The 19,188-nt window shown below is 73.8% G+C and carries 19 protein-coding genes; 5 read left to right on the plus strand and 14 right to left on the minus strand.

Going from position 1 to position 19,188, the window contains the following annotated elements; all coding sequences use genetic code 11:
• Nucleotides 1-78 precede the first annotated feature (78 nt).
• Together GXP71_RS18325 and yidD are read left to right on the plus strand one after the other, a co-directional pair.
• Nucleotides 79-507, plus strand: a complete 429-nt coding sequence (locus tag GXP71_RS18325) for a DUF6314 family protein (protein ID WP_162353837.1) — start codon at nucleotides 79-81, stop codon at nucleotides 505-507.
• An 86-nt stretch (nucleotides 508-593) separates the two neighbouring features.
• Complete coding sequence (gene yidD, locus GXP71_RS18330) at nucleotides 594-881, plus strand: membrane protein insertion efficiency factor YidD (RefSeq protein WP_162353838.1); 288 nt, start codon at nucleotides 594-596, stop codon at nucleotides 879-881.
• A gap of 71 nt (nucleotides 882-952) precedes the next feature.
• On the opposite strand, the gene GXP71_RS18335 is transcribed toward yidD, so the two are convergent.
• From GXP71_RS18335 to GXP71_RS18350, 4 genes are all read right to left on the minus strand, one after another.
• Nucleotides 953-4,300 carry a discoidin domain-containing protein gene (locus GXP71_RS18335; protein ID WP_162353839.1) on the minus strand — a complete coding sequence of 1,116 codons (3,348 nt, stop codon included), beginning with the start codon at nucleotides 4,298-4,300 and terminating at the stop codon, nucleotides 953-955.
• 408 nt (nucleotides 4,301-4,708) lie between these two features.
• Nucleotides 4,709-5,950, minus strand: coding sequence for an MFS transporter (locus GXP71_RS18340; RefSeq protein ID WP_162353840.1), 1,242 nt, complete (start codon nucleotides 5,948-5,950; stop codon nucleotides 4,709-4,711).
• A gap of 111 nt (nucleotides 5,951-6,061) precedes the next feature.
• Complete coding sequence (locus tag GXP71_RS18345) at nucleotides 6,062-7,498, minus strand: cellulase family glycosylhydrolase (protein ID WP_162353841.1); 1,437 nt, start codon at nucleotides 7,496-7,498, stop codon at nucleotides 6,062-6,064.
• 132 nt (nucleotides 7,499-7,630) lie between these two features.
• Complete coding sequence (locus tag GXP71_RS18350; protein WP_162353842.1) at nucleotides 7,631-9,106, minus strand: calcium-binding protein; 1,476 nt, start codon at nucleotides 9,104-9,106, stop codon at nucleotides 7,631-7,633.
• A 131-nt stretch (nucleotides 9,107-9,237) separates the two neighbouring features.
• On the opposite strand from GXP71_RS18350, the gene GXP71_RS18355 reads away from it, so the two are divergent.
• Complete coding sequence (locus GXP71_RS18355) at nucleotides 9,238-9,657, plus strand: PPOX class F420-dependent oxidoreductase (protein WP_162353843.1); 420 nt, start codon at nucleotides 9,238-9,240, stop codon at nucleotides 9,655-9,657.
• 18 nt (nucleotides 9,658-9,675) lie between these two features.
• Here GXP71_RS18355 and GXP71_RS18360 read toward each other — a convergent pair whose 3' ends face one another.
• The 5 genes from GXP71_RS18360 to GXP71_RS18380 form a co-directional block, all read right to left on the minus strand.
• Nucleotides 9,676-10,119, minus strand: coding sequence for an SRPBCC domain-containing protein (locus GXP71_RS18360; RefSeq protein WP_124341731.1), 444 nt, complete (start codon nucleotides 10,117-10,119; stop codon nucleotides 9,676-9,678).
• A gap of 29 nt (nucleotides 10,120-10,148) precedes the next feature.
• Entirely contained in the window at nucleotides 10,149-10,487 is a 339-nt protein-coding gene (locus GXP71_RS18365) for a metalloregulator ArsR/SmtB family transcription factor (RefSeq protein WP_162353844.1), read from the minus strand.
• Nucleotides 10,484-10,945, minus strand: coding sequence for an SRPBCC domain-containing protein (locus GXP71_RS18370; RefSeq protein ID WP_162353845.1), 462 nt, complete (start codon nucleotides 10,943-10,945; stop codon nucleotides 10,484-10,486). Before GXP71_RS18370 ends, GXP71_RS18365 begins: the two co-directional genes overlap by 4 nt.
• A gap of 150 nt (nucleotides 10,946-11,095) precedes the next feature.
• Nucleotides 11,096-11,713 (minus strand): sugar O-acetyltransferase, encoded by a 618-nt coding sequence (locus tag GXP71_RS18375; RefSeq protein ID WP_238402493.1) that lies wholly within the window; start codon nucleotides 11,711-11,713, stop codon nucleotides 11,096-11,098.
• Nucleotides 11,710-12,588: a helix-turn-helix transcriptional regulator gene (locus GXP71_RS18380; protein ID WP_124341724.1), complete on the minus strand. Its 879-nt coding sequence runs from the start codon at nucleotides 12,586-12,588 to the stop codon at nucleotides 11,710-11,712. The genes GXP71_RS18375 and GXP71_RS18380 overlap by 4 nt, the downstream gene beginning before the upstream one ends.
• A 142-nt stretch (nucleotides 12,589-12,730) precedes the next feature.
• On the opposite strand from GXP71_RS18380, the gene GXP71_RS18385 reads away from it, so the two are divergent.
• The gene (locus GXP71_RS18385; RefSeq protein ID WP_162353846.1) at nucleotides 12,731-13,750 is read left to right on the plus strand and encodes a zinc-dependent alcohol dehydrogenase family protein; all 1,020 of its coding nucleotides are present in this window, start codon (nucleotides 12,731-12,733) and stop codon (nucleotides 13,748-13,750) included.
• Nucleotides 13,751-13,939: 189 nt separating this feature from the next.
• Here the strand turns inward: GXP71_RS18385 and GXP71_RS18390 are convergent, their stop codons facing one another.
• The 3 genes from GXP71_RS18390 to GXP71_RS18400 are packed head-to-tail and all read right to left on the minus strand — an operon-like array spanning nucleotide 13,940 to nucleotide 15,649.
• Nucleotides 13,940-14,431: a GXWXG domain-containing protein gene (locus GXP71_RS18390; RefSeq protein WP_162353847.1), complete on the minus strand. Its 492-nt coding sequence runs from the start codon at nucleotides 14,429-14,431 to the stop codon at nucleotides 13,940-13,942.
• A complete protein-coding gene (locus tag GXP71_RS18395; RefSeq protein ID WP_162353848.1) occupies nucleotides 14,428-15,051 on the minus strand; it encodes a GNAT family N-acetyltransferase in 624 nt (207 codons plus the stop codon). The genes GXP71_RS18390 and GXP71_RS18395 overlap by 4 nt, the downstream gene beginning before the upstream one ends.
• 13 nt (nucleotides 15,052-15,064) lie before the next feature.
• Complete coding sequence (locus GXP71_RS18400; RefSeq protein WP_162353849.1) at nucleotides 15,065-15,649, minus strand: TetR/AcrR family transcriptional regulator; 585 nt, start codon at nucleotides 15,647-15,649, stop codon at nucleotides 15,065-15,067.
• Between the two features lie 132 nt (nucleotides 15,650-15,781).
• On the opposite strand from GXP71_RS18400, the gene GXP71_RS18405 reads away from it, so the two are divergent.
• Nucleotides 15,782-16,618, plus strand: coding sequence for an alpha/beta fold hydrolase (locus GXP71_RS18405; protein ID WP_162353850.1), 837 nt, complete (start codon nucleotides 15,782-15,784; stop codon nucleotides 16,616-16,618).
• Nucleotides 16,619-16,732: 114 nt separating this feature from the next.
• Here GXP71_RS18405 and GXP71_RS18410 read toward each other — a convergent pair whose 3' ends face one another.
• Both GXP71_RS18410 and GXP71_RS18415 read right to left on the minus strand, forming a co-directional pair.
• Nucleotides 16,733-17,974 (minus strand): cellulose binding domain-containing protein, encoded by a 1,242-nt coding sequence (locus GXP71_RS18410; protein WP_162353851.1) that lies wholly within the window; start codon nucleotides 17,972-17,974, stop codon nucleotides 16,733-16,735.
• 420 nt (nucleotides 17,975-18,394) lie between these two features.
• Nucleotides 18,395-19,084: an NAD(P)H-dependent oxidoreductase gene (locus GXP71_RS18415; RefSeq protein ID WP_162353852.1), complete on the minus strand. Its 690-nt coding sequence runs from the start codon at nucleotides 19,082-19,084 to the stop codon at nucleotides 18,395-18,397.
• Nucleotides 19,085-19,188: the final 104 nt, after the last annotated feature.

Raw genomic sequence — 19,188 nt, forward strand, 5'->3', positions numbered from 1 at the left:
CGGCGCTGCGGGTCGCAACCGGGCGGGCCGGCTCTCCGAGCTTCCGGCGGACCGGCCCGTCGTGAGAGCGTCACGACCGTGGACGTGCTCGCGAGGTTCGCCGGTGCGTGGTCGGTCGACCGCGCCGTCGCCGACGCGCGCGCCGGGCTGGACGGGACGTTCCGCGGGACGGCGGCGTTCGCGCCGACGGACGACGGCGGGCTCGCGTGCGTCGAGGAGGGCGTGCTCGCGTTCGGTGGGGACGAGCGGCCCGCGGCGCGACGGCTGCTGCTGCGCGGCGCCGGTGACGGGTCCGTCGAGGTGCTGTTCGGCGACGGGCGGCCGTTCTACGGGTTCGACCTGCGCGACGACCGGTGGTCCGGTGTGCACGACTGCGGCGACGACACGTACACGGTGGCCGGCCGGTTCGTCGGCGACGACGCGTACGAGGAGGTCTGGCACGCCGTCGGGCCGCGCAAGGACTACCGGCTGACGACGACGTACCGGCGGCTGCGCGACGACGCCTGACGGCGGCCGCGACGGCGTCAGGGGCGGCCCGGGCGTCGTCGACCGCTCGCCGCGCGAGCCTGCGGAGCGCCACCTACCGTGACCCGATGGGCCCCCTCGCCAGCGCCGCCGACCGCCTCATCGCCGCGTACCAGCGTCGGCTCTCGCCCCGGAAGGGTTGGAGCTGTGCGCACCGCGTCGCGCACGGCGGCGACTCCTGCTCGGTCGCGGTCCGCGGGTTCGTCGCCCGGCGTGGCGTCGTGCGGTCGGTCGTCCCGACGGCGCTGCAGCTCCTCGCCTGCTACCGAGCCGCGGCGTTGCTCGCGCAGTCCGACGTGAGCGGCGTCTGCTGCTGCGGCGGCATCCCGATCCCGTTCCGCTTCCCGCTCCGGTAGGCCCGCGCGGCCCGGTCGGACTACCGCCCGGGCCGGGGAGCGACCCGGCCCGGGCGGTCAGCGCGTCGGCGTCAGTTGCGGTTGATGGTGAACGTCGACGTCGTGTTCCGGATGTCCTGCGCGTTCCCGCTCAGGCGCAGGTTGGTGAACGTCGCCGACCCGACCGCGGGACCCTGACCGGCCTCGGGCATCTCGTTGACCCAGATGCCGAACCCGGACTTCGCGTCCCAGGCGTCGCCGCTCTTGCGGGCCCCGGTGATCGACACGTTCGTGAACGTCGTGTCGGTGATCGGGTTCTGCGGCTGGTTCCCGACGTAGTTCGTCTGGAACATGATCCCCGAGTAGGTCGGGTCGACGATGTCGACGTCGCTCACGCGGATCCCCTGGAACTTCTTCGACGCGGAGAAGACCCAGATCGCGGGGAACGTCTGGTTGCCCCAGAAGTGGCCGCCGGCCCGCACGATCGAGATGTTCTGGAAGCTCGTCGGCGCGGCGGAACCGAACTCGTCCATCGGGTAGCCGAAGTCGAGCGAGCTGATCGTGATGCCGGAGTACACGAGCGTGTCCGCGATGTAGATGTTGCGGAACGTGTTCCCGTACCCGCCGTAGACGGCGAGGCCCGCGGCCCGCCACGTGACCAGCGACGTCAGGTTCTCGTACACGTTGCCCGTCTGGCCGGTGCCGCCCGCGTCGGTCGCCGCGAACAGCGCGAACGAGTCGTCGCCCGTGCCGCGTGCCTCGATGTTCGCGACCCGGTTGTTCGCCGACCCGTTGGTCATGTTGATGCCGTCGGCGAACGTGTTCCGGATGCGCGAGCTCGTGATCGTCGAGGAGTCCATGTTGGACGCCCAGAACATGCAGATCATGTGCTCGACCCACAGGTCGTCGACCGTCATGTTCGCGACGTTCGTGAAGTCGAGGACCTTGCCCGGCCCGTCGATCCGCGACGTGTAGTTGCCGAAGTACGCGAAGCCGCGCCACTTCGAGCCGTTCGCCGACGCCTCGGCCCGGAAGCCGACGTCGGTGTTCTCCTGCCCGCTCGGCGCGAAGAACCGTGTGAACCAGGGTCCGGCGCCGACGATGTCGACGGGCTTGCCGTACACCTGGAACTTGCTGCTCGTGCTGTAGTCGCCGGTCGGCAGGTAGACGCCCTTGAGCGCGCCGGTCGTGTCCATGCGCACCTTGTCGAGCGCGTCCTGCACCGCCTGGTGCGTGAAGCCCGTGGGCTGCACGTACTGCGCGGGGTTCGGGTTCGGGTTCGCCGTCGCGACCTCGGTGTTGACGAAGTCGACCGTGACCGGGAGCGGGTTGCTCGCGGTGCGCTGGAGGCGGATGGTCGCGCCGGCCGGCACGGTCGTGCCGAGCAGGGTGTTCGCCTCGTCGTAGATGTGCCGCGGCCCGCCGGACCCCGGCTGGTTGTTCGGGTTGGTCTCGTTGCCGTACAGCCACGCGAACCGCGACGTGAGGTCGAGGCGCTTGAGGAACGTCCCGTCGACCAGGATGTCGATGCTGCCGTTCTGGCCGGTCCCCGCGGCGTTGTCCGGGATCGAGAAGCGCGTGACCAGCGTGTTCGTCGGGTTCTTGAGCGTCCACTCGACGTAGGCGCCCGTGGCGGACAGCGTCGCCGCCCGGCGCCCCGACGCCTCGCCCGCGAGGTCGCCGACCGTGCGGTTGGGCCCGACGAGCACCGCGCCGCCGCCCGTGCGGCCGTCCTCCGCCTCGTACATGTCGAACGGCAGGTGCGCGCCGCGGCCGACGTAGATCCCGCCGGTCACGACGTTGTTGGCCTGCTTGCCGGGCACCTCGGTGCTGTCGGCGGCGACGGCGCTCGACACCGTGTACGTGCCGTTCGCTGCGGTCCAGGTGCCGAGGTTGACCGTGGCGCTCGTCGCGCCCGCCGCGATCGCGCCGCTGGGCGAGCCGGTGAGGGTCTTCACGACGGCACCCGTGGTCGAGTCCTTGATCGTCACGGTGAGCGCGTGCGCGCCCGACGACGTCGCGACGTTGCCGTTGTTCGCGACCGCCCCGGTGAACGTGACGACTGCGCCGGCCGCCGGGTTGCCCGGGCTCCAGCTCACGACGGGGACGAGGTCGGACGTCGGGACGGGCGCGACGACGAGCCTCGTCGGGCTGCTGTACGCGTTGTTCGACTCGTCCTGCTCGACGACCGTGTTCGCCGGGTCGGCGGTCGCGCCCACCGTGTACGAGCCCGCGGCGCGTGCGCCGATCGACGCGGTGACGGTGGCCGTCGCGCCCGCGGCGATCGCGCCGACCGACGCGGTGGCGGCCGTCTGCCCGTCGACCTGGAACGCGACCGAGGTCGCGGCCGACGCGGCCGTGCCGGCGTTGCGGACGGTCGCGCTCAGCGTGACGGCCGTCGACTCCGTCGGGTTCACGGGCGACGTCGTCACGCCCGTGACCGTGAGGTCCGGGTTCGGCGCGGGCGTGCCGAGCACCTGCAGCTCGGCGACCTGCCCGTTGCCCGCCCCCGTGTTGCCCGTGAACACGAGCCGCACGTCGGACGCGGTGCCGGTCACCGGGACGGTGACGATGTTGCCCGACGACGGGCTGAACGCGCGGGCCGCCGAGGGTGCGAGCGTCGTGAACGCGCCCGTCCCGGTACGACCCTGCACCTCGAACGTCTGCGTCCGGTTGCCCCACGCCGCGTCGGGGTTGAGCTTCACGACGACGCCCGAGAGCTGGCTCGCCGACGCGAGGCTCACGGTGAGGGTCGACGGGTACTGCCCGCCCGCGCCCTCCCAGTAGGTGCTCAGCGACCCGTCGACCGTGTTCCCGGCGACGTACGTCCACTCGGTCGACGACGCGACGACCGGCCGTCCGGCGGCGAGGTCCTTGCCGGTCGGCGGGGTGGTCGTGGGCGTCGTCGGGGTGGACGTCGGGTCCGCCGTGCCGAACACCTCGAGCTCCGCGAGCTGCCCGGCGGGCCAGCCGGTGTTCGCCGAGATGCTGAGCCGCACGAACCGCACCGACGTGTCGGTGACGTCCACCGCGACGGTGTTCCCGGACGCCGGGGCGAACGTGTACGCGGCCTGCGCCTTGAGCGTCGTGAAGGTCGAGCCGGTGGTCGAACCCTGCACGGTGATCGTCTGGGTCCTCGCTCCCCACCCGGAGGTGGGCAGCTTCAGCGCGAGGTCCGTGACCGTGGCGGCGGCGCCCAGGTCGACCTGCACCCACTGCGGGAGCTGGTTGTTGGTCGACTCCCAGTACGTGGCCTGGTTGCCGTCGGTGACGTTGCCGGCGCCGTAGACGTCGGTCGTGCTGCTGGCCGTCGCGGGCTTGCCCGCGGCGAGGTTGACGGGTGCCGCGGCGGCGCCCTGCGCGACGAGCGCGAGGCCGAGCGGTGCGACGAGCGCCGCCGTGGCGAGCGCCACGACCGCGTGCCTGACGTTCCTTCTCATGGGTCGTCCTCGTTCTCCCGCCTCAGCGGCGGGTCCGGGCCGGGCACGTGGGCGCAGCCGGGCGCGTCGCGGTCGTCGTCGGCCGCGTGCTCCCCGGACGCGTCACGGGGTCGCTGACCCCGCCGGCACGTGCACGGCGTTCAGTGGTGGACCAGGAGCGACCGCTGAGTGCGCAGGCAGCGGCCCGACGCCGTCGTGCTGGTGTTCCGAGCGACACACAACTTTGTGCGTCACAACTGTCGAGTTCTTGCAGCGTCGTGGAGAGGACGATACGAACGGCCGCCGCCGCCAGTCAAGGGCCTGTCGCCGGACGCGACAGCCGTCGTTGACTCGACGTGGTGCGGCGCCGCAGCCGGACAGCCACCCACGCCATGTGGGTCACGCGGACGCGGCCAGGGCGTCCGGGGCTCAGGACGGCGCGCGACCGGCGGTCGTCGCGGCGGGGTGGGCACGCGACGTGTCCGAGCCGGGGAGCACGAGCGCCGAGGCGGCCAGGAGCGGTGCGACCAGGGCGACGGCGGCGGTCAGTCCTGCGCCCGCCGCGACCAGCCCGATCGCCGCTGGACCGGCCAGCACACCGGCGTAGACGAAGACCGAGAGACGCGCGGCCGAGCGCCCGCTCGGGTCGAGACGGCCCGTCTCGGCGTACGCGATGGGCACGAGCGTCGCGCCGCCGAGCCCCAGCAGCGCGAACCCGGCGACGGCCGCCACGGGGTCCGGTGCGAGCGCGCCCAGCGCGAGCCCGCACGCGCCGACGACCGCGCCGCGGCGGAAGAGCCGCGCGTCGCCCCACGCCGCCCGCAGCCGGTCGCCGACGAGGCGGCCCAGGGTCTGGGCGGCGGTGAAGGCAGTCGTCGCAGCGGCGGCGACCGCGAGCGTCGCCCCCCGCTGCTCGTGCAGCAGGACCGCACCCCACGCGAGCGCTGCGCCCTCGGCGACCATGAGGACCACGCCGACGACGGCCACGCGCGCGAACGCCGGCGACCAGGCGGACCGCGAGCCGACCGGTCCAGCCGGGCGCCCGTGCGTGGACCCGGACGGCGGAGCGTCGTCCTTCGGCGAGGTGATGGCCTGCGGCCCCTCCCCGTCGACCGCCCGCGGCAGCCGCGTCCCGGCCGCGAGCGCGACGGGCACGGCGACGCACGCCGCGGCGGCGAGGTGCGCGGCGGTGGGGACGCTCGCGGCGAGGCTCGCGGTCCCGGCGAGCGTCGCGACGGTGATGCCGATGCTCCACGCGGCGTGGCACCCGCTGAGGATCGGGCGCCCGATCCGCTGCTCGGCGCGGACGGCCGTCGCGTTCATCGCGACGTCGAGCGCGCCGTTGGCGGCGGCGACCACCGCGATCGCGGCGACGTAGCCGGCGGTGCCGGGCACCGCGCCCAGCAGCGCGACGGCGAGGGGGAGCGCGACGACCGCGACGCGGGCGACGGCCTCCGGGCCGACGCGGCGCAGCAGCGGGCCGAGCGCCTGCATCGTGGCGATCGCGACGGCGCCGAACAGCACGCTCGTGAGCCCGTAGGCGCGGTCGTCGAGGCCGTGCTCGACCTTGAGCGCGGCGGAGCGGACGACGAAGCCGCCGAACGACAGGCCGCTGACGAGGAACAGGGCGGTCGTGGCGCGGTGCGCGGTGGGCGTGACGGTGGGAGTCATGCCCGGGTGACGGGCGAGGACCTCCGTTCACGACATCCGTCGCCGCCCGACGTGCCGCCGCCCCCGGAGGCGGACCTCCGAGGGCGGCGGGTGGTGCGGGTCGTGCGGGCGTCAGCCGGTCGGGAAGCTGTCCGCCGTCACGATGCGGCTGCGGACGAACTGGCCGGACTGCGACAGCTGCGACGTGCCGTAGCTCGAGCCCGAGCACGTGCCGGCGCGGAAGGCCGCGCTGCTCTCGTTCGCGTCGGAGTACGTCCAGTTGACGTGGCTGATCTTGAGCGAGTCGAGCAGGTCGAGCCACGTCGTCGACGAGGCGAGATCGACCGTCCCGCCGCCGGTCGCGCTGGTGGTGCCCCACTCGGACACGAACAGCGGGAGCTTCGTCGCCGCGTTGCGCACCTCGTTGCGGTAGTTGTCCAGGTGGGACGCCGCGTAGAAGTGGAAGGTGTACATGATGTTCGTGAACGCGAGCGGGTTCGCGACGATCTCCGCCGACGTCGAGCCGTTGGACACGCCGAGCGACGACCAGCCGCGGGTGCCGACCAGGATCACGGCGTCGGGGTCCGCGGCGCGGATGATCGGGATGACCTGGTTGGCGTAGGTGCGGATCTGCTCCCACGACACGCCGTTGGGCTCGTTCGCGATCTCGTAGATGACGTTCTTCTTGGCGGCGTTCCGGCTCGCCACGTTGCGGAAGAACGTCTTCGCGTTCTCGAGGTTCACGTTCGGGTCGCCGGGCGTGAGCGTGTGGAAGTCGATGATCGAGTACATCCCGCGCTGCTCGGCCTGGTCGACGAGGGAGTTGACGCGCGACGTGAAGCCGGCCGGGTCGGTGACGTAGCCGTCCTCGTTCACGTACATCGCGATCCGCAGGACGTCGGCCTTCCAGTCGTTCACCAGCGTGTCGAGCGACGCGGTGTTGTAGCACTTCGCGAACCACTGCAGCCCGTGCGTGCTGACGCCGCGGAGCTGGATCGGCTTGCCGTACTGGTTGCAGAGGTTGACGCCGCAGACGCGCAGCTGGCCGTTGATCGCGACGGGCGTCGTCCCCGTCGGCGGCGGGGGAGTCGTGGTCTGCGTGGGGGTCGGCGTCGGGCTCTGGGTGGGCGACGTCGTGGGCGTCGGGGTCCCGGTCGTGGAGCCGGTGCAGGCGACGCCGTTGAGCGTGAACTGCGTCGGGACGGCGTTCGACCCGCTCCACGTGCCGTTGAAGCCGAAGCTCGCGGTGCCGCCCGTGCGGACCGCGCCGTTCCACGCGACGTTGCGCGCCGTGACGGCGCTGCCCGACTGCGTGACCTCGGCGTTCCAGGCCTGCGTGACCTGCTGGCCCGACGGGAACGTCCAGCCGACCGTCCACGACGACACCGGGTCGCCGAGGTTGGTGACGGTGACGTTGGCCCCGAAGCCGGGGTTCCACTGGTTCGTGATGGCGTAGTCGACCTTGCAGCCGGCCGCGGCCTGTGCCGACATGGCGGTGATCGCGCTGATCCCCGACATGGCGAGCACCGCCGCGGACAGCAGCGCGGCGACTCTCGTGCGCTGGGACATGGAGCTCCTCGTGCGTGGTGGGTGCGACACGGCCACGTCCACCGGCGAGGTGCGCGACCGCTCGTGAGGAGGGTGCGCCCGTCAGCGCTTGACCGCTACAGCGGCGGCCCGTCCGGACGTGAGGTAAACGTTTCAGCCACGGTCGGGTGACAGCGGTGCGACGGTCGGCAGGACGCGCGCGGGCCCGATGCGCGACACGCCGCCGGACGGTCCGGGCGCCGCGCCGCCGGACGTCGTCGCGGTCGGGGCCGGGGTCGGTGTGCCGGACGGCGTGGGCACCGGCGTCGGTGTCGGGTACGGCGGGTAGCGGTCGTTGCACGACGTCAGCACGTCGAGCGGATCGGCCGTGCACGCGTCGGTGCCGTCGCCGCCGTCGAGCCGGTCGTTGCCCTCGACGCCGTCGGCGCCGCGCAGCGTGTCCGCGTCACCCAGTCCGCGCAGCACGTCGGCACCGAGGCCGCCGACGAGCGCGTCCCGCCACGGCGAGCCCGTCAGCACGTCGTCGCCCGCACCGCCGCGCACCTCCTCGACGTCGGGCGACGCGTTCCACGGCGGCGGCGCACCCACGGCGTCACCCTCGCCGGCCGACCCGTCGCCGCCGAAGCCGTCGAGCGTCACGGTGACCGGCGCCGAGCGCGCGCCGTAGTCCGCGACGTCGTGCCCGGGACCGCCGACGACCTGGTGGGCGCCGTCGGGGGCCGCGCCCAGGGCGAAGCGGTCGCCGCCCTGACCGCCCTCCGACCGGCCGCTGTCCGCGCCCGCGTCGAGCACGTCGGCACCCCAGCCGCCCTGCAGCAGGTCGTGGCCGTCGCCGCCGAGCAGCACGTCGTCGCCGTCGCCCCCGATCAGCACGTCGTCGCCGCCGAGCCCCGAGACGCGGTCGTCGCCCGCGCCGGCGCAGATGACGTCCGCGTCCGGCGTGCCCGTCAGGGCGTCCGGCCCGTCGGTGCCGCGGATCGTGCACGGGTGGCCGGGGGCGGTGTCGTACCGGACGTAGTCCCACGTGGACGAGCCCCGGTACGTCTCGAACCCCAGCCCGACCGTCCCCGCGCCGCGTCCCGTGAACGTCCGGTCCAGCACCGTCCGGCCGTCGACGGTCAGCCGGACCTGCTGGCCGCGCGCCTCGAGGCGGTACCGGTGCCACCGGTGCGTGTCGAGCGGGATCACCTGGCGGTCCTCGTACGGGTAGAGGACGCAGAGCTCGCCGGGAGCGAAGCCGACCTGGAGCAGGTCCATGGTGTCGCCGACCCACAGCAGCGTCGGCGGCGGTGTGCCCGACTCCTCGTCGAGGCACGCGCCCGTCGCGTCGCGGCCGAGCCGCATCCGGACGTCGACGTCCCACCCGGTGAGCCGCCCCGACGCGCCGGTCCACTCCGACGTCCCCGCGGTCTCGAGCAGCATCACGAGCGTCTCGCGGCCGATCGTGATCGCGCCGCCGCGCGTGCTCGTGACCGGGCCCCCGCCGAACCCGATCACCTGCCACGGGTCGGCGGGCGGGCGCGTGAACTCCTCACGCTGCACGTCGCCGGCCCACGCAGGCGCGGGCAGCAGCATCGTGAGCACCGCGACCGCCCCGACGGTCAGTCCGAACCGCGTCCGTCTCGTCATCGAGCCCTCCCGGGTGTCGGCGTGGTGCGCACACTAGGGGCGTGGGACCTGGCCGAGAGCGCCCGTCGGCCGACCGAAAGGCTTCACCGCGACGACGCTGCCCTTCGGGCACCGACACCCCGGGAGGGTCGATGGACGGCACCGCCTTCACCCCGCAGGAGGCCGCCTACCTGCGCGAGCACCCGGTCGCACGCGTCGCGACCGTCGGCGAGCAGGACCAGCCGGACGTCGTGCCGGTCGCGTGCGAGTTCGACGGGGAGGCGTTCTGGTTCGGGGGCGGTGAGGCGGTCCTGCGGACGCGCAAGGTCCGCCACGTGCTCGCGGGCCGGCGCCGGGTGGCGATCGTCTTCGACGACGTGCCGTCCTTGGACCCGTTCGTCGCGCGCGGCGTGCGCGTCTACGGCATCGCCGACGACCCTGTCGAGCGCGCAGGGATGATCGGCCCCGGATGGTACGTGCGGGTGCGACCGACCGAGTCGTGGAGCTGGAACCTCGACGGCGAGCCCGCCGGCGACGAGTGGTACCCCGTGACGCACACGGTCCACCCGTAGCCGGCGGGCCCTCCCGGGTCAGTGCCAGTCGGAGATCGCGAGGTCGTCGGGTGCCGGGGCGCCTGCTCCGGTCTCGACGAGCTGCTTGAGGCTCACCAGGAACGTGGCCCACTTGGTGCTGCAGTGCGACATGAACTCGACGGGCTCGCGCCAGCCCTCGTGCGCGAACAGCACGATGACGTACTCGCCGTCCTGCCGGAGCTCCCAGCGCACGGTCGTGCCGATCCACTCCTCGGGACCGTCGACGACCTCCCAGACGACCTTCCGACCCGGCTCGGACTCGAGCACGACCATGTCGAAGCCGCCCTGCGGGAAGCGGAACGCCAGCAGCCCGCCGACGTCCGGGTCGCCGGTCGTGTCGGTCGTCCACCAGCCCGACAGACCGTCGATCGTGGTGAGCGCCGCGTACACGTCGTCCAGGGCTGCCGACCGCATGCCGACCCTGTGGATGATGTCCACCATCTCGAACCCTTCTCTCTCCTCGGTTCCGGTCACTTCTCCTGGCTGCGCGCGATCGCCTCGGCGATGCGCTTGATGCGCTGCAGGCGGGCGTCCCAGGCCTGGCCGACGCCGGCGAGCTGGGCGACCGCGCGGGCGAGCTGGGCCTCGTCGACCTCGTAGCGCCGCTCGCGGCCGGCGGGCGTGACGTGCACGAGGCCGACGCGGTCGAGCACGACGAGGTGCTTGGCGACGGCCTGACGCGTCACGGGCAGGCGCTCGCTGAGCGAGGTCGCGGTGCCCGGTCCGTCGGTGAGCAGGAGGTCGATCATGCGGCGACGCGTCGGGTCCCCGACCGCCGACCAGAGGTCGTCGTCGACGGCCGTGCTCATCGCGTCGCGACCAGCCGTTCGGCGTGCGCCGCGATGGCGGGGACGAACACGTCCCAGCCGTTGACGTGGTCGGCGTAGGCGGCCTCCATGACGGCGGCCTCCCAGCCCTTCTCGCGGAAGCCGGTCTCGGTGAGCCGGAGAAGCGTCCCGGACCCGGCGGGCACGAGCTCGAAGGTCACGAGCAGCGCGGCGGCGACGGGGTCGTCGGCGTCGTCGGGGACCCAGCGGAACGAGAAGAGCCGCGGCGGGTCGGCCGCGACGACGGTGAGCCGCTCGACGTGCTCGTCGTCCGTGCCGCGTCCCCACGCGACCTCGGTGCCGGTCCCGGGTTCGGCCGACAGGTCCGTCTCCGCGCCGTTCCACCAGTCCCGGATGTGCTCCGGGCTGCTGAGGACCTCGAAGACGACCTCCGGCGCCGCGTCGACGTGGATCTCGCGCTCGATGCTGCCGAACTCCATGGCTGCTCCCGTTGTTCGCAACGATTGGTTGCGTATGACGGTAGACCCGGGCGGCGCCCCGACGCAACCAGCGGTTGCGAATTGGTCGGCGCAGCCGTCCCCGACGCACCGGGCGTCGGGCCTCGCGTGCCGGGGGTCCGACGTGAGGCGTCAGCCGTCGGTGGAGCGGAAGCCCGTCGGCCGCAGGACGCGCGCCGGCACGCCCGCGACGACCGTGTCGGGCGGCACGTCCCTCGTGACGACCGCACCCGCGCCGACGATCGCGCCGTCGCCGATCGTCACGCCCGGCACGACGGTGACCGCGGCGCCGAGCCACACCTTGCGCCCGATCACCACGGGTGCGGGGAGCATGTCGCCCCGACGGGCCGGGTCGGAAGCGTGGTTCAACGTGACCACGGTGCAGCCGTGACCGATCAGGGAGCCGTCCCCGATGGCGATGCCGCCCGCGTCCTGGAAGCGGCAGCCCATGTTGACGAAGACGTCCCGCCCGAGCGTCAGGTTCTTGCCGAACTCGCAGTGGAACGGCGGGAAGAGCGTCACGGACTCGTGCACCGGGCGGCCGGTGAGGCGGGACAGAAGCGCGCGCACCTCGTCGGGCGTCCGGTACCCGGTGTTGAGCTCGGCACCGACGCGCATCGCCTCCTGGGCGGCGTCGTGCAGGAAGGCGTGCGCGGGCGAGCCGGCCTCGAGCAGCCGGCGTGCCCCGACGTGGTCGAGGAAGTCCTGCAGGTCCACGGGCGTCTCCTCGTCGGCGGGCGGGCGCGTCATGCGGGCGGCGTCGCCGCGTGGACCGGGTCGGCCGCCCACGACGCGAGCAGGCGCAGCCGCTCGGCCGACGGCGACCCCGGCTCCGCGGTGTAGACCATGAGCACCTGGCCCGGCTCGGCGGTGATCGCGAGCTCCTCGTACGCGAGCACGAGCTCGCCGACGACCGGGTGGTGGAACCGCTTGGTGCCCGCGCCGTGCGTCCGCACGTCGTGCGCGCCCCACAGCCGGCGGAACGTCTCGCTCCGGGTCGACAGCTCGCCGACCAGGTCCTGGAGGCCCTTGTCGTGCGGGTCGCGCCCGGCCTCCGCGCGCATGATCGCGACGCACATCTCCGCGAACAGGTCCCAGTCCGGGTAGAAGTCGCGCGCCGCCGGGTCGAGGAACTGGAACCGGGCGAGGTTGGGCGTGCGGCCGCCGTCGCCGATCACGGGGGAGTAGAACGCGCGGCCGAGCGCGTTGGTCGCCAGCAGGTCCTGCCGCTGGTCGCGGACGAACGCGACGCCGTCGGTGATCGCGGCGAGCGCCCACTGCAGGCTCGGCCGGGGCGTCGTCGAGCGCGTCGTCCGTCGGCGCACGCGTCCGGACGACGGGATGCCGTCGGCGGCCCGGGCCAGGTCGAACAGGTGCGCCCGCTCGGCGTCGTCGAGCATGAGCGCCCGCGCGACCGCGTCGAGGACCGACGCCGACGCACCGCCGATCGCCCCGCGCTCGAGCTTCGCGTAGTACTCGACGCTGACCCCGGCCAGGGCCGCGACCTCGCTGCGCCGCAGGCCGGGCACGCGGCGGTTCGCGCCGCCCACGACGCCGGCCGCCTCGGGGCTGACCTTCGCGCGCCGCGACATGAGGAACTCACGCACGTCCGACCGGTTGTCCATGCCGTCGACGGTAGGCCGGTGCGCGTCGCGGAGACAGGCCACGACGTGGGGTGCACCGCGGGTACACCCTTCGTCAGGGACTCCTCGCGTCGGTGGGGGTCGGGTTCGCTGGAGGCATCCCCGACCGAGAGGCACCACCACCATGCGAGCAGTCGTCATGCACTCCCCGGGCGACGTCCGGGTCGACGAGACCGAGCGGCCGACGATCGTCGAGCCCACCGACGCGATCCTGCGGCTCGCCGCCACCTGCATCTGCGGCTCCGACCTGTGGCCGTACCGCGGGGCCGACGACGTCGACCGCCAGCCCATGGGTCACGAGTACGTGGGCGTCGTCGAGGAGGTCGGCTCCGCCGTGACGCACGTGAAGGTCGGCGACTTCGTCGTCGGCACGTTCTTCGCGTCTGACAACACGTGCGAGATCTGCCGGGCGGGCTACCAGACGCACTGCGTGCACCGGCAGCCCGGCGCCCTCCCCGGCGCGCAGGCCGAGTACGTGCGCGTCCCGCTGGCCGACGGCACCCTCGTCGCCACCCCCGGCATGCCGGACCCCGACCTGATCCCGTCGCTGCTCGCGGCGTCCGACGTGCTGGGCACCGGCTGGTTCGCAGCCGTCGCCGCCGAGGTGGGCCCGGGCAAGACCGTGGCCGTCGTCGGTGACGGGGCCGTCGGCCTGCTCGGCGTGCTCGCCGCGAAGCAGCTCGGCGCGGAGCGGATCATCGCGATGTCCCGGCACGAGGACCGGCAGGAGCTCGCGCGCCGGTTCGGCGCCACGGACGTCGTCGAGGAGCGCGGCGACGCGGGCGTCGCACGGATCGAGGAGCTCACCGACGGGCTCGGCGCGCACAGCACGATCGAGGCGGTCGGCACGCAGGAGTCGATGATGCAGGCGATCCGCGCGACCCGGGCCGGTGGTCACGTCGGGTACGTCGGCGTCTCGCACGACGTCGCGCTGCCCGGCGGGGAGCTGTTCTTCTCGGGCGTGCACCTGCACGGCGGTCCTGCACCCGTGCGCCGGTTCCTGCCCGAGCTGATCCGGCTCATCTGGGACCGGGAGATCGACCCCGGCCTGGTCTTCGACCTCACCCTGCCGATCGAGAAGGCGGCCGAGGGCTACCGGGCGATGGACGAGCGCCGCGCGACGAAGGTGCTGCTCACGTTCTGACCGCGCTCGGGTGCCGCCTGACTGCGGACCGGTGCCGCCTGACCGCGGACCGGTGCCGCCTGACCGCGGTCCGGTCTCCTGACCGCGCGGTCACGTCGACCGCGGCACCGCGACCCCCGCGTCGCCCTCGACGACCGCCCGCCCGGCGCATCTCCGGGGTCGGCACCGGTCGCTGCTCGTCGTCGCGCGTCAGCGGATCCGGCGCAGCCGGAACAGGTAGGGCTCGGCCATGCCTCGCGTGTCCATCGCACCGACCACCGACCCGTCGTCGTCGGCCCTGAAGGCGTCGACGATCGGCAGGTCGTCGTAGACCATCGCGGCCGAGACGACCCCGCGGTAGCGCACCTCGCGCAGCCGGGCGCGCGGGCGACGCGTCGTGACGAACGGCCGCACGAGCGCGAACGCCGCGGCGGCGGGCGGTGTCCGCAGGAGCGGGGCGGTGCGCAGCACGAGCCCGAACGGGACCAGGCCCGGGTGGACGCGCACGACGCCGTGGCCCGACCGGAACAGCAGCGGGTGCGCGGTGTCGTCGTCGTCGAACCTCTTGCCGAACCAGCCGAGGTGCTCGAGCACGCCGTCGAGCGGATGACCGGTGGGGATCCCCGCACCGCGCCACGTGCCGCGCAGGTCGGTCGTGGCGACGGGCGGGAGGGTGTCGTACCGCTCCAGCGCGGACGTCACGAGGCCTCCCCGGTGCCGCTGCCGGCGTCGGTCGTGCGGGCACGGGTGTCGGCGTCGTGCCCGTCGAGCGACCGGCGCAGCACCCACGTCGCCGCGGTCCCCGACGCGGTCACCTGGCGGGTCCGCGGGTCGACGCTGGTCCAGCGGTGCTCGTGCGGGCGGACGCGCCGGTAGCCGCGACGTTCGTACCAGCCGACGACGGGGTCGTCGCGGTCGGCGTCGAGGCTCAACGCGGCGGCGCCGCGGTCGCGTGCCGCGTCCTCGGCGGCGTGCACGAGCCGCTCGCCCGCCCCGCGGCCGCGGTGTCCGGCGTCGACGTGCAGCCCGTAGAGCCAGGGGTGCGGCGGGTCGCAGTCGTTGTCCCAGCGGACGCTGACGGTGCCGACGGGACCGCTGGCGTCCTCGGCGACGAGCAGCGTCTCGCGGCCGTCGCGCGCCTCGTCGACGCGCCACCGTGCGCGGTCCGGCGAGCCGGCGAACCGCGCGAGGGCGGAGAGGTCGTCGGCGCGACCCGGCCGGACGCGCACGCCGGTCGCGCGGTCGTCGGTCGTGCCGCGGCCGCTCGTGCCGAGGGCCGTCGTGTCGCGTCGCGTCTCGTCGTGTCCGTCGTGGTCGGTCATGCGGGCCGCGACCTCAGCGCGCGCCGAGCGCGGCGTCGATCAGCACCTCCGCCGCGGCGCGTGCCTGGCGGGCGGCGTCCGCGCGGCCGGCGATGGCGGCGGTCGTCTGGGCCCCTTCGGCGAGCAGGGCGAGCTGCGCGGCGAGGGCCTGGTCGCCCCCGGCGTCGGCGGTGAGCCGGGCGACGTGGTCCTGGAACGACTGCTTGTGCACGCGGACCGCGTCGGCGACGGCGGGCGACGTCGCGCCGAGCTCGCCGAACGCGTTGATGAACCCGCAGCCGCGGAACGTGTCGTCGGTGAACCACTCGGCGAGGAAGTCGAAGATCGCGAGCAACCGCCGCCGCGGGTCGTCGACGCCGCTCAGCGCACCGCTCAGGCCTGCCTCCCAGATCCCGTGCCGCGCGTCGAGCACCGCGAGCACGAGGGCTTCCTTGCCGGGGAACTCGGCGTAGAGGCGCTTGAGGGACACGTTGGCCGCGGTGCGGACCTCGTCCATCCCGACGGCCTGGATGCCGCGCGCGTAGAAGAGCGCGTCAGCGGCGGCGACGACGCGGTCGCGCGCGTCGGTCGTCGCGGTCTGCTCGGTCGCCCGCGTCACGGTCCACCGCCCTTCACCGGGCCGTCACCCGGCGTTCTGCTCCCGGCCCTTGCGCTGAGAACGCTCGTTCTCTAGTGTAGGCGACATCGGCGGAGAACGATCGTTCTCCCACGGACGAGAAGGAGCCAGGCCATGGGACGCATCACCGTCGGCACGGAGAACTCGGTCGACATCGAGCTGCACTACGAGGACAAGGGCACCGGCCAGCCGGTCGTCCTCATCCACGGCTTCCCGCTCGACGGCAACTCGTGGGAGGGCCAGACGGCCGCGCTCCTCGACGCCGGCTACCGCGTCATCACGTACGACCGCCGCGGCTTCGGCCAGTCCAGCCAGCCGTCCGTCGGGTACGACTACGACACGTTCGCGGCCGACCTCAACGTCGTGCTGGAGACGCTCGACCTGCGCGACGTCGTCCTCGTCGGCTTCTCGATGGGCACCGGCGAGGTCGCGCGCTACCTCGGCACGTACGGCTCGACGCGCGTCGCGAAGGCCGCGTTCCTCGCGTCGCTCGAGCCGTTCCTCACCAAGACCGAGGACAACCCCGAGGGTGGCGCCCCGGCGTCGTTCTTCGAGGACATCGCGGCGACCGTCCGCAAGGACCGGTACGCCTACTTCACCGCGTTCTACCAGGACTTCTTCAACCTCGACGAGAACCTGGGCACGCGCATCTCCGAGGAGCAGGTGCGCCACGCGTGGGACGTCGCCGCGGGCTCCGGGTCGGTCGCGTCGGCCGCCGCGCCGCTCACGTGGGGCACGGACTTCCGCGACGACATCCCGAAGATCGACGTGCCCGCGCTGATCCTGCACGGCACGGGCGACCGCATCCTCGACGTCGACGTGACCGCACGCCGGTTCGTCAAGGCGCTGCCGTCGGCCGAGTACGTCGAGATCGAGGGTGCGCCGCACGGGCTGCTCACGACGCACACGGCCGAGGTCAACGAGGCGCTGCTCGCGTTCCTCGCCCGCTGACGCGGCGCCGGTCGGCGGCGCGCGGCCCGTCGCCCTCCCGGTGCAGCGGCTCCGGGCCGCACAGGACGAGGTGCCCGCCCCTCCCCGGGGCGGGCACCTCGCCGTACGACGTGGTCAGGCAGCCTGGCAGGAGACGGTGGCACCCGCGCCCGTCCCCGTGCCCTGGAACCCGAAGCCGGTGCCCTGGCCGGCTCGGAGGGCGCCGTTCCACGCCGCGTTCGTGACGGTCATCGGCTGACCGGTACCCGCCCGCACGCCGTTCCACACCTGCGTCGCCGAGGCCCCCGACGGGAGCGTCACCTGCACCCGCCAGCCGTCGAGAGCGCGCTGCGCCGTGACGTCGACGTTCGCGACGAAGCCGCCCGGCCACTGGTTGACGACCGTGTACGTCGCGGAGCACGCGGCGGTCGGGTCCGGCGTCGTGGTGGGCGTGGGTGTCGGCGTCGGGGTGGGCGTGGTGGTCGGGGTGGGTGTCGGAGTGGGGGTCGGGGTCGGGGTGGGCGTCGGGTCGGGTGCGAGGACGAGGTTCCTCTGCTGCACGGTCCACTGCCCGCCGCTGCACAGCCCGCAGCCCGACGTGACGAACGTCCGCCCGGCCTGCGTGTCGCCCTTGAGCTGCCACTTCGCCCACAGCACCGCGGCGCGCCCGAACTCGCCGCCGTTGGGCTGGTCGTACGTCCCGCCGTGGCCGACGGGCAGGTTGCCCATGAACGCCGGCAGGCCCGCCGGCAGCTTGCCCCAGTCGTCCATCGCGTTCGGGTACGCGATGTCGCCCGGGCCGCCGATGATGTACGCGATCGGGTGGTCGAGGCGGCGGAGCCGGTAGTCGTCGGCGTCGTTCAGCAGGCCGCTGCTGAAGATCATCGTCGTGGTGACCCGCGGGTCGCCCGACACCGCGTACGCCTCGAGACCGCCGCACGAGAACCCGGCGACCGCGATCTTCGACGTGTCGATGCGGTCGCGCAGCGGGCTGCCGGAGCGGGACGCCTCCGCGACGGCCCAGTCGATGGACTGCGTCAGCCACGACGACGTCGACGAGCCACCGCCGTTCGGGCTGCCGTTGGAGATGACGAGGAACCCGTGCGACGCGATCTCGCGCAGGAACGGCAGCGCGGAGGTGCCGTTGGCCGAGCAGGCGCCGTTGCTCCAGACGAACACGGGGAGCCTGCTCGACGGCAGGTTCACGGGCCGGTAGATCGTGTGGTTCGGCAGGCTCGACGAGGTCTCGTGGTCGGCCGGGTAGGGGCCGGACCCGCCGGCGGCGGCCGAGGCGGGCGGCAGGACGGTGCTGCCGATCAGTGCGCCGGTCAGCAGCGTGACCGCGAGGGCTGCCCACCTGTGTCGTCGTTGTGCCATCCCACATCCCTCCTCGGGCCCCGGTGCGTCCGCGCGGGCGGTGCTCCTGCGCGCAGCGAGGCGATGACGTGCTGCTCCACCTTCGCGAAGCGCTTCGTACGCTGTCGAGGCGAGCGGGGGTGGAGCGTCGGTCCGAATCGTTTTTCACCGGTGTAGAGACAAGCGCCGGGTGTGCGCGGAGGCGCCGTCGGAGCGCTTCTCCACCCATCGGTCGCGACCAGATCGTCGCGAGCGGCATGGGGCACCGTGTCCGGGAGGTCCACGAGCGGCTCGACGCGTCCCTCGCGGACGGCTCGGCCGCGTGACCGGGACCGGGACCGAGCCGACTGCCGTCGCCGTCGACCGGCGCCGCGGCGTCCGTTCCCGGACCGCGACCGTCCTCACGTGGGTCGCGCGCGCCGCGCTCGCGCCGCACCAGGGTCAGGCCAGGGCGTGGACCAGCCGGGCGCCCATGGTCTCCATCTCGTCGAGCCAACGGGTGCGCTGGGCGTCGTCGGCCTCGTTGACCGACGCGAGGACCGTCCGCTCGACGACCGTGGGCGACGTCGGGGAGCCGAGGTACGTGCCGACGCACCGCTCCCAGATCGCGGCGAGCGGGTCGCCGAAGACGGTCGCCTCCCGCTCGGCCGGGGTGTCGGTGGTGTTGACGACGACCAGACGGCGGACCGCGAGCAGCGGCTCGGGCAGGCCGCCCGCGTCGGGCAGGAGGTACGCGACGCCGGGCACGAGGACCCGGTCGAGCCAGCCGGCGAGGATCGCGGGCGGCTTCCCCCACCAGGAGGGGTGGACGACGACGAGGGCGTCGGCGGTCGCGAGGTCCGCGCGGTGCCGGTCGAGCAACGGGTCGCCGGACGGACCGCCGAGGTCCAGGTCGGGCCCGACGACGTACGACTCCTCGGCGCGCAGGACCGGGTCGAACCCCTCGGCGTAGAGGTCGTGGGCGACGAGGTGCGCGCCGGCGCGCGTCACGGCGTCACCGAGCCTCCGGGCGAGCGCGTGGTTGAGGCTGTCCGGTCGGGGGTGCGCGAGCACGAGCACGACGACGGGCGCGGACCCGTCACCGCGTGCATGGACCTGCGCGTCCCCGACGGGCGCCGCTCCTGCCGTCATCCGGTCCTCCCCGTCGCGCTCCGGGCCGCGTTCGTCGTGACGGTACCGGAGGACGGTCGCGCGCCGCGGGTCGATATGTTCACTCGTACACATACTGTGTACGA

It is taken from the genome of Cellulomonas sp. H30R-01 (genome assembly GCF_010119915.1).
Classification (GTDB): Bacteria; Actinomycetota; Actinomycetes; order Actinomycetales; family Cellulomonadaceae; genus Cellulomonas; species Cellulomonas algicola.

Coding starts and splice junctions, on each gene's coding strand:
- GXP71_RS18355 (WP_162353843.1), top strand. CDS start 9,238: ATGGACGGCACCGCCTTCACCCCGCAGGAGGCCGCCTACCTGCGCGAG.
- GXP71_RS18375 (WP_238402493.1), bottom strand. CDS start 11,713: ATGACGCGCCCGCCCGCCGACGAGGAGACGCCCGTGGACCTGCAGGAC.
- GXP71_RS18410 (WP_162353851.1), bottom strand. CDS start 17,974: ATGGCACAACGACGACACAGGTGGGCAGCCCTCGCGGTCACGCTGCTG.
- GXP71_RS18380 (WP_124341724.1), bottom strand. CDS start 12,588: ATGGACAACCGGTCGGACGTGCGTGAGTTCCTCATGTCGCGGCGCGCG.
- GXP71_RS18370 (WP_162353845.1), bottom strand. CDS start 10,945: ATGGAGTTCGGCAGCATCGAGCGCGAGATCCACGTCGACGCGGCGCCG.
- GXP71_RS18360 (WP_124341731.1), bottom strand. CDS start 10,119: ATGGTGGACATCATCCACAGGGTCGGCATGCGGTCGGCAGCCCTGGAC.
- GXP71_RS18350 (WP_162353842.1), bottom strand. CDS start 9,106: ATGACGAGACGGACGCGGTTCGGACTGACCGTCGGGGCGGTCGCGGTG.
- GXP71_RS18345 (WP_162353841.1), bottom strand. CDS start 7,498: ATGTCCCAGCGCACGAGAGTCGCCGCGCTGCTGTCCGCGGCGGTGCTC.
- GXP71_RS18415 (WP_162353852.1), bottom strand. CDS start 19,084: ATGACGGCAGGAGCGGCGCCCGTCGGGGACGCGCAGGTCCATGCACGC.
- GXP71_RS18385 (WP_162353846.1), top strand. CDS start 12,731: ATGCGAGCAGTCGTCATGCACTCCCCGGGCGACGTCCGGGTCGACGAG.
- GXP71_RS18395 (WP_162353848.1), bottom strand. CDS start 15,051: ATGACCGACCACGACGGACACGACGAGACGCGACGCGACACGACGGCC.
- GXP71_RS18365 (WP_162353844.1), bottom strand. CDS start 10,487: ATGAGCACGGCCGTCGACGACGACCTCTGGTCGGCGGTCGGGGACCCG.
- GXP71_RS18340 (WP_162353840.1), bottom strand. CDS start 5,950: ATGACTCCCACCGTCACGCCCACCGCGCACCGCGCCACGACCGCCCTG.
- GXP71_RS18405 (WP_162353850.1), top strand. CDS start 15,782: ATGGGACGCATCACCGTCGGCACGGAGAACTCGGTCGACATCGAGCTG.
- GXP71_RS18335 (WP_162353839.1), bottom strand. CDS start 4,300: ATGAGAAGGAACGTCAGGCACGCGGTCGTGGCGCTCGCCACGGCGGCG.
- yidD (WP_162353838.1), top strand. CDS start 594: ATGGGCCCCCTCGCCAGCGCCGCCGACCGCCTCATCGCCGCGTACCAG.